Source organism: Promicromonospora panici, from assembly GCF_900608595.1.
Classification (GTDB): Bacteria; Actinomycetota; Actinomycetes; order Actinomycetales; family Cellulomonadaceae; genus Promicromonospora; species Promicromonospora panici.
The window spans coordinates 105,944-120,574 of the sequence record NZ_UWYY01000005.1; the positions used below are offsets into that span (position 1 = coordinate 105,944).

The following is a 14,631-nucleotide window of genomic DNA, read 5'->3' on the forward strand; positions in this document are numbered from 1 at the left end:
GAGCGTGCCACAGGTTCAGTGGTGGCCCTGGTGGGTGTCCGCGCCGCCGTGCCCGCGGCTGGGCGGGGTCCCCGCCTCCTGCCCCGGTTCGACGACGACGAACTGCCCCATCATCCCCTCGTCCTCGTGCAGCAGCATGTGGCAGTGGAACATGTACGGGACGTCGGGGTTCGTGTAGTCGTCGAACCGCATGAGCAGCCGGTAGGTGCGGTTCGGCTCGAGGTACACGGTGTCCTTGGGGCCGGCCAGCTCGGGCGGCGGGCCGTCGCCGTCGATCGACAGGATGCGGAACTGCACGTCGTGCACGTGGAAGCTGTGCGGCATCGGCACGATGCTGCGCACCTCCCAGATCTCGGTGCTGCCCTCGTCGACGACCTCGTCGATACGCCCCATGTCCATGCTCCGGCCGTTGATCTTGCGGTCGTCGAGCTCGAACGTGCGGGTCACGGCCGCGTCGTCCTCGTGCAGCGCGTCCCGCGCGGCGTGAGCCGACGACTGCCAGGCGGGCTCGGGCGACGGCGCGAGCTCGTCGGCGGCCCGGAGCTCCAGCACGTCGAACGCGTCGTTGGCGCCCATCGCGAACGGGACGACGACGCCGCCCAGGTCGGCCTCGAACGAGTGCAGGCGCGTGGTCTCGCCCGGCTGCATCCGCACGATGACCTCGGCGCGCTCGCCGGGGGCCAGCCGCACGTGGTCGAGCCGGACGGGGGCGTCCAGCAGCCCGCCGTCGGTGGCGACGAGGTCCATCTCCCGGTCCGGGAAGCCGAGCTGGAACGTGCGCGCGGTCGACCCGTTGAGCAGGCGCAGCCGCACGCGTTCGGTGGTGACCTCCTGGTACGCGCCGATGGTGCCGTTGGTCATGACGACGTCGCCGAGCGTACCGGGCTCGCTGCCGTCGTCCGAGAGCTCGAGCTGCCCGTCCTCGTCGAGGACCTTGTCCTGCACGATCACCGGGACGTCGTCCACGCCGTAGTTCTGCGGCAGGTCGGCGGCACGCGAGGCGTCGTCGTCCAGGAGGAACATGCCCGCCAGGCCGCGGTAGACGTGCTCCTCCGTGGCGCCGTGCGGGTGCGGGTGGTACCAGAGCGTCGCGGCGGGCTGGTCGATCTCCCAGGTGGGACGCCAGGTGGCGCCCGGTTCGACCTCCTGGTGCGGCCCGCCGTCCATCGCCGGGGGCAGGTGCATGCCGTGCCAGTGCACGCTGGTCGGCTCGCCGAGGTCGTTGGTCACCTCGACGGTGACCCGCTCGCCGCGTCCGGCGCGCAGCGTCGGCCCGAGGTAGGAGCCGTCGAAGCCCCACGTCTCCGTCTCGACGCCGGGCCGGAACTCGGTGACACCATCCTGCGCCGTGAGGGAGAAGACGCGCGTGCCGTCCACGACCCGCGACGGCGCCAGCGGCGGGATGGCGAGCTCGTTCGTGAACTCCGGCTCGTCGACCGACGTGACCGAGCCGGGGATGAGCGCGCAGCCCGCGAGCGCTAGGGCGGCGAGGCTCGCGAGGCCGGTGAGCGCGGCGGTCCGCCTCATCGGTCCGCCCCCCGCAGCCGCTGCACGCCGGCGGCGGCCAGGCCGGCGAGCGCGCCCCAGAACGCGTCGCTGAGCAGCGCCGGGATGATGGTCCAGGCCGGCTCGGCGGCCGAACCGCCGGGCCCGTCGAAGCCGCCGAGCGCCGGGACGAGCAGGCCGAGCGCGACCGTGACGAGCCCGTACGCCACGCCGGTGAGGGTGAGGGTGAGCACGGGCCGCGGCACGCGGCCCAGCCCGACCACCCCGATCCAGACGACGGCGGTGATGCCGATGATGGTCAGCGCCCGGGGTGCGCCGGTCCCGAGGGCGCCGGTGAGGCCGGTCAGCGGCCAGAGCAGGGCCAGCGTGGAGAGGCCGGCGACGACCGCCCAGGGGATGGTGGGCGATGCGGGTCGGCCCGGTGCGGGCTGTGCGGGAAGGTGTGGTGATGTCATACCTCGACGGTGCCCGCCGGGGTGCCCGTCCCACATCGGCCCTGGATCGTCTCCACGTGTCGCCCGGGGGCGACAAGAACCCTGACTCAGCGCCCGGACGGCTCGGGGCTGATGCCTCAGGGCCGCCCCGTCCGTAGGGTGACGGTGTGTCCGAGCCGAGTGTGTCCCCGCAGACAGTCGACCCCCGTGTCACCGACATCGCCCTGGGGCTCGCCATGGCGCTGGTGGTGGCGGTCGTCATCGCGGCGGACCCCGACGCCCTGCGGCACGCCGGCCCGGGTGCGTACCTGTTCGCGGCGGGCTTCGGGGCGCTGGTGCTGCTGCGGCGCCGGGTGCCGCGCACCGTGCTCGTGGTCACCGTGCTGGGCGTGTTCGTCTACTACACGCTCCAGTTCGCGCCCATCGGCATGGCGCTGCCCGCGGTCGCGGCGCTGTACTCGGCGGCGGAGATGCGGCGGACCGGCTGGGCCGTCGGTGCGGGCACCGCGCTGATCGCCGTCTCGACCTACTACCGGACGGTGGGCAACACACCCGAGGAGGCTCTGACGCCGTACGAGCTCGTCACCGACGTGGCGCTGGTCGCGGCGGCGATCGCGCTCGGGGTGGCGGTGCGGCTGAGCCGCGAGGCGCGGGTCCACGAGGCCCACGCCGCCGAGCAGCGGCTGCAGGCCGAGCGCCTGCGCATCGCCCGCGACCTGCACGACGTCGTGGGGCACAACCTGTCGGTGATCGCGCTGCACTCGGGCGTGGCCGCCGAGGCCGTGGGCCGGGACGACGACGCGGCCCGGGGCGCGCTCGCGCACGTGCGCGAGGCGACGTCGGGCACGCTGCACGAGCTGCGGTCGACGGTCCGGGTGCTGCGCGACCCGGCGCGTGCCTCGGCGCAGCGGGACGCCGCGCCCGACGCCGCGCCCACCGGCCTGGCCGGTGTCGAAGCCCTGGCGGCCTCGGCGCGGGCCGCTGGGCTCGCCGTCGAGGTCGAGCTGGACGTGCCGGCAGGGACCCTCGACGGCGCCATCGACGCCGCCGCCTACCGGGTGGTGCAGGAGTCGCTCACCAACGTGCTGCGGCACGCCGCGGCCACGCGCGTCACGGTCTCCGCGGCGGTCGCCGACGACCGCCTCGCCCTCCGCGTGGCCGACGACGGCCGTGGTGCCGGCCCCGGCCTCGTGCCCGGCTCCGGGATCTCGGGGATGCGCGAGCGGGTGGCCCTGCTCGGCGGCACCCTCACCATGGGCGATGCCCCCGGCGGCGGGTTTCGTGTGGCCGCAAACCTGCCGCTGCGGCTGGAGACGGGAGAAGCATGATCCGCATAGTGCTGGTGGACGACCAGGAGCTCGTGCGCGCGGGGCTGCGTGCCCTGGCGGAGAGCGAGGGCGACATCACCGTCGTCGGCGAGGCGGCCGACGGGCGCTCGGGGGTGTCCCGGGTGCGGGAGCTGCGGCCCGACGTCGTGCTCATGGACGTCCGGATGCCGCGCCTGGACGGGCTGGCCGCGACGAGGGAGATCGTGAGCGACCCGGCGCTGGCCGGCGTGCGGGTGCTGATCCTGACCACGTTCGACGAGGACGAGCACGTCTTCGAGGCCATCCGGTCCGGGGCCGCCGGCTACCTGCTCAAGGACGTCGCCCCGGCCGAGCTGCGCCGCGCCGTCCGCGTGGTCGCGGCGGGCGAGGCGCTGCTCGACCCGGGCGTCACGGCCACCGTGCTGCGGGCGGTCGCGGCGGGCCCGGCGCCCCGGTCCGGCGTCGACCGGCTCGCCGGGCTCACGGAGCGCGAGCGCGAGGTGCTGCAGCAGCTGGGCCGGGGCCTGACGAACGACGAGATCGCCCGCGAGCTCTACCTCAGCCCCGCCACCGCCCGCACCTACGTGAGCCGCCTGCTGGCCAAGCTCGGCGCGCGGGACCGCGCGGCACTGGTGATCCTCGCCTACGAGACGGGGCTCGTGCGGCCGTGAGCCGCACGAGTCCCCGGGCTCACAGCGCCTTGAGGCGCGGCAGCACGTCCTCGCTGAACTGCGTCAGGAACCGCTCCTGGTCGTGGCCGGGGCCGTGCACCACGAGGTGGTTCAGGCCGGCGTCGACGTAGGGCTTGATCAGCTCGACGGCCTGCTCCGGGTCGGACGCGACGATCCAGCGCTTCGCGACCTGCTCGATCGGCAGCTCGTCGGCCAGCTGCTCCATCTCGGTGGCCGAGGTGACGCTGTGCTTCTGCTCCGGCGTGAGCGACAGCGGCGCCCAGAACCGGGTGTTCTCCAGCGCGGTGGCGGCATCGCGGTCGTACGAGATCTTGATCTCGATCATCTTGTCGACGTCGGAAGCGGAGCGCTCCGCCTTGGCCGTGCCCTCGGCGACGGCCGGCAGCAGCTTCTCCGTGTACAGGTCCATGCCCTTGCCGGAGGTGCAGATGAAGCCGTCGCCCGCGCGGCCGGCGTACCTGGCCACGAGGGGGCCGCCCGCCGCGATGTAGACCGGCACCGGGTTCTCGGGCCGGTCGTAGATCTGGGCGCCGACCAGCTCGTAGTAGTCGCCCTTGAAGTCCACGCTGTCCTCGGTCCAGAGGGCCCGCATGAGCTGCACGGCCTCGCGCAGCCGGGCGAACCGCTCCTTGAACTCGGGCCACTCGCGGCCCGAGACGGCGATCTCGTTGAGGGCCTCGCCCGTCCCGACGCCGAGGAGCACGCGGTTCTCGGTGAGCAGCGCCAGCGTGGCGAACTGCTGCGCGATGACGGCGGGGTTGTAGCGGAACGTCGGGGTCAGCACGCTCGTGCCGAGCTGGATCCGCGAGGTACGCTCGCCCGCGGCCGCGAGCCAGGCCAGCGCCGACGGCGCATGGCCACCCTCGTGCCGCCACGGCAGGAAGTGGTCGGAGACCATCGCGCTGTCCAGTCCCACCTCCTCGGCGCGTACGGCGAGCTCAACCAGCTCGCGCGGCCCGAACTGCTCGGCGGACGCCTTGTAACCGATCTTCAGAGTCACAGCTGCGACCCTACGCTCGATCACCGACACCCGAACACGGAGGTCGCGCAGATCACATCCGGGCAGGTCACGCGCGCCGCATCGCCGATGCCGACCATCCGCCCGCGAGCGCCACCAGCACCACGAAGACTCCCAGGACCACGGCGGTCGGCACGTACACCAGGCCGACGCCGACCGCGAGCACCGGGACCACCAGGCCCGCGTAGGCGACGAGGAACACGAGCGCCAGCGCCTCCGCCCGCTCCCCCGGCGGCACGAGCGAGGCCGTACGGCCCAGCGCCGCCTTGAACAGCAGCCCCGCGGCCCCGCCGGCCAGCAGTCCGCCCAGCACGAAGAGCCACGTGGAGGCCAGCACCACACCGCCGAACAGCCCGGCCGGGCCCGCGACGATGAGCACGGCCGCGAGGCGGAGCTGGGACTCCTGCGTGCGCGCGGCCACGAGGGTCTGGCCGAGGGCGCCGGCCAGGAACGGCGTCCCCGCGACGGCGCCCGCGACGATCAGGGACGGCTGGCCCAGCTCGTCGCGGACGAACGACGCCGCCACCGAGCTGAACAGGCCGAAGACCGCGAACGCGGTGAACGCGCCGACCCCGCTCGCCGCGAAACGGCCGCGCAGCTCGCTGCCGATCGCCACGCGCTGGGGCCGGTAGGGCAGCAGGCCCGGCCGGTGCAGCACGGTCTCCGGGACGAACAGCGTGGCGACCAGGAGCGCGACCATCACCACGCCGAACACCGCGTACGGCACCACCAGCGGGTGGGCGGACGGCGCCGCGAGCAGCCCGGACAGGACCGGACCCAGACCGATCCCGCCCAGGTTCGCCACGGTGGCGACGACCGCGGCGCGTCCCGGCGCGGGCCGGGATCGAGCGCCGTCGAGCTCCGCGAGGTAGGCGGTGGCCGTGGCGGTCAGCGCGCCGATCCCGACACCCGAGACCACGCGGGCCACCAGGAGGCCCGCCAGGTCGTCCCAGACCAGGAAGCCGACGGCGGCCAGGACCTCCAGCGTCACCGCGAGCAGGATCAGCGGACGGCGGCCCACCCGGTCGCTCAGGTGCCCGACGAAGAACAGGCTGGCGACGACCCCCACGGCGTACGCCGCGAAGATCACCGTGACCGTGAACGGGCCGTACCCGTCCCGGGCCGCGTAGAGCGTGTAGAGCGGGCTCGGCACCGCCGCGAACGCCATGAGCAGCAGGAAGGTGAGGCCGGTGACCCAGAACCCGGCGCCGTGGCGGCGCGGGCCGGCGGGAGTGGGTCGAGCGGCGGGTGCGGAGACGGAGTGCGCGGTAGTCACCTCCGCAGTCTGCGGCCGCCCCATTCATCCACACAAGCGAATCATTCTGATCACGCTTATCGCGCTCTGCGATATATGAGAGATACTCGGCGGATGGACACCCGGCACCTGGAGTACTTCGTCGCCGTCGCGGAGGAGGGCAGCTTCACCCGCGCCGCCCACCGGCTGCAGACCGTCCAGTCGGCGGTGTCCGCGGGGGTGCGCACGCTCGAACGGGAGGTGCGCGCCACGCTGTTCGTGCGCTCCACGCGCCGCGTCGAGCTGTCCGACGCCGGCCGGGCGCTCCTGCCCGAGGCGCGCGCCGCCATCGAGTCCGTGGACCGCGTCTTCGACGTGGTGGCCGCCACCGAGAGTGGCCTGCGCGGGCGCCTGCGCCTCGGCGTCTTCCCCAACTCCGACGTGGTTGACGCCCCCGCCTTCGCCGGGCGGTTCCACGAGCTCTATCCGGGGGTCACGCTCAGCGTCGTGGCGTCCCCCACCGGCTCCACCGGCCTGGCCGACGACGTCCGCGCCGGTCACCTCGACGTCGCGATCACCGGGCTCCCGCTCGCCGACCTCAAGGGCCTCCGCACGCGCGAGATCCTGGTGGACGAGCTCGTGGCGGTGGTCCCCGAGTCCCACGAGCTGGCGCGGCGCACCGTGCTCTCGCTCGACGAGCTGGTCGCCGAGCCGTTCGTCGACGGGCCGCCCGGGTTCGGCCACCGGGTGGTCGTCGAGCGGCTGCTGGCCGTGCGCGGGCTGCGCCGGGACGTCGTCGTCGAGAGCCCGGACATGGGGCTCGTCTCCCGGTTCGTCGCCGCCGGGCTCGGCGTCGCCGTGGTGCCCACCTTCGTGCTGCGCCCCACCCCGGGCGCGGTGACCCGGCCCCTGGACCCGGCGCTTCCCTTCTCGCTCCAGTCCGTCAGCCGGCCGCGCACCACGCGCCCGGTCGAGGCGGCGCTGGCCCTGCTGCACCGGCTGACGGCGGAGGCGCCCGCGCAGGAACGGGCCTAGGGCCGCAGCGCCTGCAGCACGCGGCTCGGCGACGGGCGCCCCAGGTGCCCCTCCAGCCAGGTCCCGGTCTCCACGAGGCGCGGCATGGAGACGCCGGTGGTGATCCCGAGCCCGTCGAGCATCCAGAGCAGGTCCTCGGTGGCGAGGTTCCCCGTGGCCGACTCCGCGTACGGGCACCCGCCGAGCCCGCCCGCCGACGTGTCGAACGTCGTCACGCCGTGCCGCAGCGCGGCGGCCACGTTGCCGAGCGCCTGCCCGTAGGTGTCGTGGGCGTGCAGCGCGAGCACGTCGTCGCTCAGTCCGGCGTCGTTCAGGGCGTCCAGGAGCGCGACGACGTGCCCCGGCGTCCCGACGCCGATCGTGTCGCCGAGCGAGAGCTGCTCAGCCCCGAGGTCCATGAGCCGCTTGCCCGCCGCGACCACCTGGTCGAGCGACACATCGCCCTCCCACGGGTCGCCGAAGCACATCGAGACGTACGCCCGCACGCGCATCCCCGCCGCGCGGGCCCGCGTCATGACCGGCTCGAACATCGCCCACTGCTCGTCCAGGGACCGGTTCAGGTTCCGCCGCGCGAACGTATCGGTGGCGCTGGCGAAGACGGCTATGTGCCGCAGTCCCAGGTCGTACGCCCGCTCCAGGCCGCGTTCGTTGGGCACCAGCACGGGCAGGTCGCGGGCGCGGTCGCCGAGCCGGTCCACCAGCGCGGCGAGCACCTCCTCGGCGTCGGCCAGCTGGGGCACCCAGCGCGGGTGCACGAGGCTCGTCGCCTCGACGTACGGCAGGCCGGCGTCGAGCAGCCGCTCGACCAGACCCACCTTCACCGCCGCCGGGACCACTGCCCTCTCGTTCTGCAGGCCGTCGCGTGGGCCGACCTCGTAGATCGTCACGCGGCCGGGCAGGGTCGGGTCGGGCACCACCTGGGGGTTGCGGAGCTGCTCAGTCATGGGTCACCTCCTGCTCGTCCGACGTCGGCTCGATCTCGAAGAGCACCTGCCGGGCCGCCACCTGGTCCCCGGCCGCCGCGCGCACGCGCACCACACCGTCCGACGGCGCCACGAGCGCCACCTCCATCTTCATCGCCTCGAGCACGCCGAGCTGCTGCCCGGCGGTCACCAGGTCGCCGTCGGCCACCTCGACCCGGGCCAGCGAGCCGGGCATCACGGCGAGGACGACGCCGTCGGACAGCTCGGTGGCCGCGGCGCTCGACGCGCTCGGCCGGACGAACCGGAACGTGTGCCCGCGGGTGCTCACCTCCACGGACCGGGGTGTCACGTCGATCGCGAACCGCGCGGTCACGCCGTCCAGCGCGAGGCGGACGTCGCCCGCTGCGTTGCTCCCGGTGTTGCCCCCTGCGTTGCTCTCCGTGCCGCCTCTTGTGACGCCCACCGCGCGGCACGACGTCGGCGGCTCACCCTCGCGGCGCACCTCACCTCGGGCGGTGCTCACCCGGAGCACCGTGTCGTCCAGCTCGACCCATGTGTCGGCGGGCGGCCCGCCGAGGCGCCAGCCGTCGCCGCCGTCGGCCGCTGCGGCGGCCGCGACCGACCAGGCGGCCGCGACGAGCGCGGGGCTCGGATCCGGCGGCGGCAGCTCGTGGGTGTCCAGCCACGCGGTGTGGACCTCCCCGTCGCGGAACGCCCCCGAGTCAGCGAGCGCCCGCACGAACCCGGTGTTGGTGACCAGGCCGCCGATCGCGGTGGCGTCGAGCGCGTCGACGAGCCCGCGCCGGGCGGCCTCGCGGTCGGGGCCGTGGGTGATGACCTTGCCGATCATGGGGTCGTAGGCGGCGGGGACGACGGTGCCGTCCTCGATGCCGGCCTCGACGCGGGCGTCCTGGGGCCATCGCACCCGCGTCGCGGTCCCGGCCTGGGGCAGGAACCCGCCGAAGGCGTCCTCGGCGTAGATCCGCGCCTCGATCGCGTGGCCGACGACCGCGACGTCGTCCTGCGCGAAGCCGAGCTGCTCGCCGGCCGCGACGCCGAGCTGCTGCTCGACGAGGTCGATGCGCTCGCCGCGCACCCGGACGACCTCCTCGGTGACGGGGTGCTCGACCTGGAGGCGGGTGTTCATCTCGAGAAACCAGGCGCCGTGGGCGCCCTGCGCGGCGTCCACCAGGAACTCGGCGGTCCCCACGCCGGCGTAGCCGACCTCGCGGGCCAGGTCCACGGCCCAGGTGTGCAGCGCGTCGCGCAGCACCGGGTCGAGGTCGGGCGCCGGGGCCTCCTCCAGGACCTTCTGGTGCCGGCGCTGGGCGGAGCAGTCCCGCTCGTGCAGGTGCAGCACGTTGCCGTGCTCGTCGGCGAGGATCTGCACCTCGACGTGCCTGCCCCGTTCGACGTAGGGCTCCATGAGCAGGGTGTCGTCGCCGAACGCGGCGGCGGCCTCCCGGCCCGCGGCGGCGACGGCGGGGGCGAGCTCGGCCTGTTCGCGGACGACGCGCATGCCCTTTCCGCCGCCGCCGGCGGCGGCCTTGACCAGGAGCGGGAAGGGGAGGTTTCCCTGAGCGGCGAACCACCCGCCGCGGATGTTCCCGAGCGACCGCAGCACCGGGACCCCCGCCTTCTCCGCGATCTTCCGCGCCGTGTCCTTGCGCCCCATGGCGTCCATCGCGTCGGGCGGCGGCCCCACCCAGGTCAGTCCGGCGCCGACAACCGCGCGCGCGAAGTCGGCCTGCTCGGACAGGAACCCGTATCCGGGATGGACGGCGTCGGCGCCGGTCTCCTTGGCGGCCGCGAGCAGCGCGGGGATCGACAGGTAGGACTCGGCCGCGGGCGTGGGCCCGATCCGGACGGCGACGTCGGCGGCGCGCGTGTGCGGCGCACCGGCGTCGGCGTCCGAATAGACGGCGACCGTGCGCAGGCCGAGCCGGCGCGCGGTGCGGATGATCCGCAGGGCGATCTCGCCGCGGTTGGCGATCAGGAGGGTGTGCAGCGTGGGCATCGTGATCACATCCGGAAGATGCCGTAGGACGGCTCGGCGATCGGGGCGTTGGCCGCGGCGGCCAGGCCGAGGGCCAGGACGCGGCGGGTGTCGGCGGGGTCGATCACGCCGTCGTCCCAGAGGCGGGCCGTGGCGTAGTAGGGGTTGCCCTGGGCCTCGTACTGGGCACGGATCGGGTCCTTGAACGCCTCGACGTCCTCGGGCGCGAGGTCCCGGCGCACGGTCGCGAGGACGGACGCCGCCTGCTCGCCGCCCATCACGGAGATGCGGGCACCGGGCCACATCCAGAGGAACCGGGGGTCGTAGGCGCGGCCGCTCATGCCGTAGTTCCCGGCGCCGAACGAGCCGCCGAGCACCACGGTGAACCGCGGCACGGAGGTGCACGCCACGGCGGTCACGAGCTTGGCGCCGTCCTTGGCGATGCCGCGGTTCTCGTACTCCTTGCCGACCATGAACCCGGCGATGTTCTGCAGGAAGACCAGCGGGATGCGCCGCTGGTCGCACAGCTGCACGAAGTGCGCGCCCTTGAGCGCCGACTCAGAGAACAGGATCCCGTTGTTCGCGATGATCCCGACCTGGTAGCCGTCGATGCGGGCGAACCCGCACACCAGCGTCTCGCCGTACCGGGCCTTGAACTCGGCGAGCTGGGAGCCGTCGACGATCCGCCGGATCACGTCGCGCACGTCGTAGGGGGTGCGCGGGTCGGAGGGGACGTCGTAGAGGCCGTCGGGGTCGAGCTCTGGCTCCTCCGGCGCGGCCCGGTCCAGGCTGGGCGCGCCGGCCCGGGTGGTGCCGACGATCTCGCGCACGATGCGCAGGGCGTGCGCGTCGTCGTCGGCCAGGTGGTCCGCGACGCCCGACGTCGTGGTGTGCACCAGGCCGCCGCCGAGCTCCTCTGCCGTGACGATCTCGCCCGTGGCGGCCTGCACCAGGGGCGGCCCGCCGAGGAAGATCGTGCCCTCGTCGCGCACGATGACCGCCTCGTCGCTCATCGCGGGCACGTACGCCCCGCCGGCGGTGCAGGACCCCATGACCGACGCGATCTGCGGGATGCCGCGCGCGGACAGGTTGGCCTGGTTGTAGAAGATGCGCCCGAAGTGCTCCCGGTCGGGGAACACCTCGTCCTGCATCGGCAGGTACGCGCCGCCCGAGTCGACCAGGTAGAGGCACGGCAGGTGGTTCTCCGCGGCGATCTGCTGGGCACGCAGGTGCTTCTTCACGGTCATCGGGTAGTAGGTGCCGCCCTTGACCGTCGCGTCGTTGGCGACGATCACGCACTCGCGCCCCGCGACCCGGCCGATCCCCGTGACCATGCCCGCGCTGGGCACCGCCCACTCGCCCCCGTACATGTCGTAGGCGGCCAGCGCCCCGACCTCGAGGAACGCGGACCCGGGGTCGAGCAGCCGGTCGACCCTGTCGCGGGCGAGCAGCTTGCCGCGCGCCGTGTGCTTCTCGCGCGCGGCGGGCGAACCGCCCTCGCGCACGCGCGCCATCCGCTCACGCAGCTGCGCGGTGAGGGTGCGGAGATCCGTTCCAACGGCGGTGTTGATGGCCACGTGTCGCAGCATAGTCCGCCGGTTAATGATCGTTAACCCCTGGGTGTGTTGCCACACCCCACCGCACCGCTCATGCCAGCGCCCCGACCTCCCCGCAGACGTGCACCTCCACGCCCAGACCCTCGAAGAACGCGGCCTTGGCGACCAGCGCGCCGTCGGCGGTCGCGGCGTCCGGCGCGTAGGCCACGTTGAGGTGGTTGGCCTTGTGCCGGGCCATGAACTGGTCGCGGCTCACGCCGTGCAGCACGGCGTGCATGATCGGCCACTCCGGGTTCGTGGCCTGCCAGCGGCGCTCGGTCTCCTCCGCGGGCAGTGCGACGGCGGAGGCGCGCCCGAGGTCGACGTGCAGCCGGCCGGCCGCGATGTAGACGCGGGACCACACGATCTCGCCCGCCCTGGAGACCCCCTTGATGGTGGAGCCGCCGAGCGGGAAGTACACCGGGTTCTGCCGCCAGCCCTGCGCGCCGGCATAGCCGCCCTCCAGGTGCGACGGCGGCACGGAGCCCGAGATCTCGAACACCCACACGAACTCGCCGTCGTACTCCTCGCCCCAGCGCACGTCGTGCAGGGTCGTGGCCGGGTCCAGCCCCATCGCGGTCCACAGCCGGTTGGTCACCAGCGCGTCCACGGCGACACCCTCGTCGGCCTCGTTGAAGTGCGGCAGCGCGCGGCCGTCCCACAGCACGCGCTCGCCGTCACGCGAGGTGACCGGCGGCCGGACCACGTTGTTCAGCAGGCCCTCGGCCAGGTCGGAGGCGGGGCTGAGGTCCTTCAGCCCTTGCTGGTACTGGATGCCGACGGCGTCCAGGCCGAAGTCGTCGGCGATGCGCAGCGCGGCGACGTACATCTTGTGCTGCCAGCGCAGCTGCGCGGCGGTGAGGTCGGTGGCCTCGTCCTGCCCCAGGCGGAACGTCATGCCGGCGTCCTCCAGCCAGGCCTGGACGGCGTCGGCCTCGGCGTCCGGCACCCGCTGCATCTCCGCCCACAGCGCGGACTGGGACAGGCGCTCCTTGTAGATGCCGATCGGGTTGAGCAGCTCGTCGTCGATGATGGCGTTGTACATGCCCATGCAGCCCTCGTCGAAGACGCCGATGATCGCCTTGTCGCGCAGGAGCTGGTCGGCCAGGGCGCGCCCGAGGTCGGCCTGCGGGCCGGCGGGCAGGGCCGGCGCGTCGGTCACGTGCGAGGCGTCGTGCTCGATCGCGCCCGTCTCCAGCCACTGCCGGATGCCGTCGCGGAACCACTGGTCCGTGAAGTCCACGCTCCAGATCGTCGAGTACGGCTTGCCCATCTTGGTCAGCCCGGCGTTGAGCCCGAGCAGCCCCACCAGGCCGGGCCAGTCGCCCACGAAGTTCGCGACCGTGAGGATCGGGCCTTCGTGGGTGCGCAGGCCCGCCAGCACGTGATGGCTGTACTGCCAGACGGCCTCGGCCACGATCAGCGGCGCGGTCGGCGGGACCGAGCGGAACACCTCGAGCCCCATTCGCTGCGAGCTGATGAACCCGTGCCCCGTGGCGGGGTCGACGTCGTTGGCGCGTACGACGGTCCAGCCGAGCTCGGCGAACGCCGCCGTGATGTCGGCCTCCATGGCGGCCTGCGTGGGCCAGCCGGCCTGGTTCGCCGACTCGCGCAGGTCGCCGCTGGCGACCAGGTAGGCCGTCTTCGGCGCCGCCTGGGGACGCGAGGTGACGGCGGGAAGGTCGTAGAACATGTGGTGCTCCCTCATCTGATGCGTGCCTTCTGACCACTGTGTCAGAAATCGATTTCACGTTCAAGGTGCCAGAACGGCGGTCCTGGGGCCGTCGTGCCGGGCCCGCGGTCGGTCAGGTCGCCGCCCGGTGCCGCCCGGGCACGAGCTGGTTGCGCAGCACTATGGTGCGGGCCGGCTGGGTGTCGCCCTTGATCCGCTCGATCAGGATCCGCGCCGCCGTGACGCCCATGTTCCGGGCGGGCAGCCGCACCACGGTGACCGCGCTGGGCGGCAGAGTGGTGAACGGGAGCCCGCCGATGACGGCGACGCCGACCCGCAGCGGCGTCAGCTCGCGGTCGGTGAGCACCTGCAGCGCCCCCACGCCCAGCAGGTTGTTCGCTGCCACGAGCGCGTCCGGCGGCTCGGGCAGGGCGAGCAGGTCGGTCATCACCTTGACGCCGCCGTCCACGCCGAAGGTCGAGTACCGCAGGTACTCCTCGGGGTCGTCGAACATCTCGTGCCGGGTGACGACGTCCTTCCAGCCCTGGGCCCGCTCGTACGCCGTCTCGATGTCGGCCGGGCCCGTGATGCAGGCGATCCGACGGTATCCAGCCTGGTAGAGCGCATCCGTCGCGGCCCGGCCGGCCGGCCGGTTGGACATCACCACCGCGTCGACGTCGAAGTCGGTGGTGCGGTCGACGGTGACGACCGGGCGGCCCCGCGCTATGACGTCGGTGAGGTCGCTCCGACTCGAGGCCGGGGCGACGATCACGCCCGCCATGCTCTCGGAGAGCGCGATCTGGAAGTACGTCGCCTCCTTGGCGAGCTGCGAGTCGGTGTTGCACAGCACCACCGAGAACCCCGCCTCCTGGGCGACGTCCTCGACGCCGCGCGCCATCTCCGTGAAGTACGGGTTCTCGATGTCGGGGATGACCAGGGCGATCACCTCGGAGTGCTGCCGGCGCAGGGTGCGTGCGGTGCGGTTCGGCGTGAAGTTCAGCTTCTTCGCCGCCTCGCGGACCCGCTCGGCGTTGCCGGGCGACACCCGGGTGCCGTTGAAGACGCGGGAGACCGTCGCCGGGGAGACGCCCGCGAGCTCGGCGACCTCGTAGATCGTGGCCATCGACGTCCCTCCGGCAAGTGCTGAAACACGGCGGCAGCCGTGCGCTCCCGGGCTGGTTGACACGGGCCTATGCCGACCCTACATTGGTGAAATCGG

12 protein-coding genes are annotated in these 14,631 nt (G+C 73.5%); 3 read left to right on the forward strand and 9 right to left on the reverse strand.

All coding sequences use genetic code 11. The annotated features are described in order from the left end of the window. Window positions 1–15: 15 nt before the first annotated feature. On the reverse strand, window positions 16–1,527 hold the full coding sequence (locus EW117_RS07080) for a multicopper oxidase family protein (protein ID WP_129785123.1): 1,512 nt from the start codon (window positions 1,525–1,527) through the stop codon (window positions 16–18). After that, a complete protein-coding gene (locus tag EW117_RS07085) occupies window positions 1,524–1,961 on the reverse strand; it encodes a hypothetical protein (protein WP_129785124.1) in 438 nt (145 codons plus the stop codon). The genes EW117_RS07080 and EW117_RS07085 overlap by 4 nt, the downstream gene beginning before the upstream one ends. Window positions 1,962–2,107: 146 nt before the next feature. Between EW117_RS07085 and EW117_RS07090 the strand changes: the two genes are divergently transcribed. Both EW117_RS07090 and EW117_RS07095 read left to right on the forward strand, forming a co-directional pair. Next, on the forward strand, window positions 2,108–3,268 hold the full coding sequence (locus tag EW117_RS07090) for a sensor histidine kinase (protein WP_242504132.1): 1,161 nt from the start codon (window positions 2,108–2,110) through the stop codon (window positions 3,266–3,268). Beyond that, a complete protein-coding gene (locus EW117_RS07095) occupies window positions 3,265–3,918 on the forward strand; it encodes a response regulator transcription factor (protein WP_129785126.1) in 654 nt (217 codons plus the stop codon). The genes EW117_RS07090 and EW117_RS07095 overlap by 4 nt, the downstream gene beginning before the upstream one ends. 19 nt (window positions 3,919–3,937) lie before the next feature. Here the strand turns inward: EW117_RS07095 and fgd are convergent, their stop codons facing one another. Next, complete coding sequence (fgd, locus tag EW117_RS07100) at window positions 3,938–4,939, reverse strand: glucose-6-phosphate dehydrogenase (coenzyme-F420) (RefSeq protein WP_129785128.1); 1,002 nt, start codon at window positions 4,937–4,939, stop codon at window positions 3,938–3,940. Window positions 4,940–5,006: 67 nt separating this feature from the next. Beyond that, on the reverse strand, window positions 5,007–6,233 hold the full coding sequence (locus EW117_RS07105; RefSeq protein WP_165362547.1) for an MFS transporter: 1,227 nt from the start codon (window positions 6,231–6,233) through the stop codon (window positions 5,007–5,009). 93 nt (window positions 6,234–6,326) lie between these two features. Here EW117_RS07105 and EW117_RS07110 point away from each other — a divergent pair, with 93 nt between their 5' ends. Further along, the gene (locus EW117_RS07110) at window positions 6,327–7,226 is read left to right on the forward strand and encodes a LysR family transcriptional regulator (protein WP_129785132.1); all 900 of its coding nucleotides are present in this window, start codon (window positions 6,327–6,329) and stop codon (window positions 7,224–7,226) included. On the opposite strand, the gene EW117_RS07115 is transcribed toward EW117_RS07110, so the two are convergent. From EW117_RS07115 to EW117_RS07135, 5 genes are all read right to left on the reverse strand, one after another. Then, window positions 7,223–8,170 carry a hydroxymethylglutaryl-CoA lyase gene (locus EW117_RS07115; RefSeq protein WP_129785134.1) on the reverse strand — a complete coding sequence of 316 codons (948 nt, stop codon included), beginning with the start codon at window positions 8,168–8,170 and terminating at the stop codon, window positions 7,223–7,225. The genes EW117_RS07110 and EW117_RS07115 overlap by 4 nt on opposite strands. Beyond that, a complete protein-coding gene (locus tag EW117_RS07120) occupies window positions 8,163–10,166 on the reverse strand; it encodes an acetyl/propionyl/methylcrotonyl-CoA carboxylase subunit alpha (RefSeq protein ID WP_129785405.1) in 2,004 nt (667 codons plus the stop codon). Before EW117_RS07120 ends, EW117_RS07115 begins: the two co-directional genes overlap by 8 nt. 5 nt (window positions 10,167–10,171) lie before the next feature. Next, window positions 10,172–11,734 carry a carboxyl transferase domain-containing protein gene (locus tag EW117_RS07125; RefSeq protein WP_129785136.1) on the reverse strand — a complete coding sequence of 521 codons (1,563 nt, stop codon included), beginning with the start codon at window positions 11,732–11,734 and terminating at the stop codon, window positions 10,172–10,174. Window positions 11,735–11,792: 58 nt separating this feature from the next. Then, the gene (locus tag EW117_RS07130; protein WP_129785138.1) at window positions 11,793–13,433 is read right to left on the reverse strand and encodes a fucose isomerase; all 1,641 of its coding nucleotides are present in this window, start codon (window positions 13,431–13,433) and stop codon (window positions 11,793–11,795) included. 112 nt (window positions 13,434–13,545) lie between these two features. Continuing rightward, on the reverse strand, window positions 13,546–14,535 hold the full coding sequence (locus EW117_RS07135) for a LacI family DNA-binding transcriptional regulator (RefSeq protein ID WP_129785140.1): 990 nt from the start codon (window positions 14,533–14,535) through the stop codon (window positions 13,546–13,548). Window positions 14,536–14,631 lie beyond the last annotated feature (96 nt).